We start from the raw sequence: 1,445 nt of genomic DNA, 5'->3' as shown, positions 1-1,445 counted from the left end.
TACCGGCCGATGCGTTTGCGGCGCTGCTGCGTGCCGATGGATGGCCTGCATAACTCCCTGCGGTCGGTGATAGCGCGCCTCGGGCGGTCCGCTGCGTTGCTTTTCTTGCCAATAGCCGCGCTATTGGCTGCAAAAAGACGCCTTGCGACCCATCCCGATCCGCACTACCACCGACTCGCGAGGGTTATGCAGGACATCCCTAGGAGTCTGCGCGGCAGAAGGAGCATCGGCTGCACGCACGATAAACCGGTCTCGCGCGTTTCGCTTCGATGCCTTCTACCGCGCAGACTCCTGGGCGGAAGACCGGTTGCACAATGCGATGGGCGGAGGGCCGCTGCCCGTTTCGCCGTTGATTTTGACAACATCAGTATCTGCAGACCTTACCTCACCATGATCGCGCGCTGGCAAAAGGCAATCCTGATCTTCGTCCTGCTGGCCATGGCCGCCTGGCTGGCGTGGCAATGGCCGCAGTCTCCCGTGGCGGCCGTGCTGGGTGCGCTGGTGCCGCTGTGCGTCTTCTGGTGCGTGATGGCGGTGGAGTTTGGCCTCATGCACGCGGCCAACCGCAAGGACCCCGCCCCCCGGGCGCGCTGGGGCCAGGTGGTGGCGGCCTGGTGGGCCGAGGTGTGGGTGGCGCTGGCCGTGTTCTGCTGGCGCCAGCCGTTTCGCCACCAGGCCGTGCCCGACTGGCTGCCCCCTGAGCCCACGGGTGAGCGCGGCGTGGTGCTGGTGCATGGCTTCATGTGCAACCGCGGCCTGTGGCTGCCCTGGCACGCCCCGCTGCGTGCCGCCGGGCACGCGCATGTGGCGGTCAACCTGGAGCCGGTGATGGGCTCCATTGATACCTATGCCGACATCATCGAAAAGGCCGTGCAGCAGGTGACGGCAGCCACCGGCCAACCCCCGGTGCTGGTGTGCCACAGCATGGGCGGCCTGGCCGCCCGCGCCTGGCTGCGCGCGCACCAGGCCGACGCAAGGGTGCACCGCATCCTGACGCTGGGCACGCCGCACGGCGGCACCTGGCTCGGGCGCTTCAGCCGGGCCGTCAACGGGCGGCAAATGAGCCTGGCCGGCGACTGGGTGGTGGCCCTGCAGCGCGCAGAACCTGCGGGCCGGGCGGCGCTGTTCACCTGCTGGTATTCCAACTGCGACAACATCGTGTTCCCCGCAAGCACGGCGGCCTTGCCCGGTGCGGACAACCGGTTCGTGGACGGCGTCGCGCATGTGGAGATGGCTTTTGATCCGCAGGTGATGCGGGCGTGCCTGGCGGAGATTCGGCGGGGTTAGTTTGAAGGCATTTTTTGGCTTCAGCGCTTATCTGGTATGGGTTTTTAGCTATCAATATTGGTTGATGGATCTGGCGGCGCAGTAGGCTGGTCAGGCTGTCTGTGTGCGCGGGGAGTGATGAGGCTTGCGCGCCACCCTATCCGTTCGGGCTGAGCTTG

1 protein-coding gene is annotated in these 1,445 nt (G+C 66.4%); it reads left to right on the top strand.

Annotation, left to right across the window (positions count from 1 at the left end; translation table 11 throughout):
* Nucleotides 1-390: 390 nt before the first annotated feature.
* Nucleotides 391-1,287: an esterase/lipase family protein gene (locus tag ACOQFS_RS12565; RefSeq protein WP_421563199.1), complete on the top strand. Its 897-nt coding sequence runs from the start codon at nt 391-393 to the stop codon at nt 1,285-1,287.
* Nucleotides 1,288-1,445 lie beyond the last annotated feature (158 nt).

This window comes from Paracidovorax sp. MALMAid1276, from assembly GCF_049198005.1.
Taxonomy (GTDB): Bacteria; Pseudomonadota; Gammaproteobacteria; order Burkholderiales; family Burkholderiaceae_C; genus Acidovorax.
Note: the sequence above shows the minus strand (reverse complement) of the source record. Positions and strands in the feature narration are given on the sequence as shown.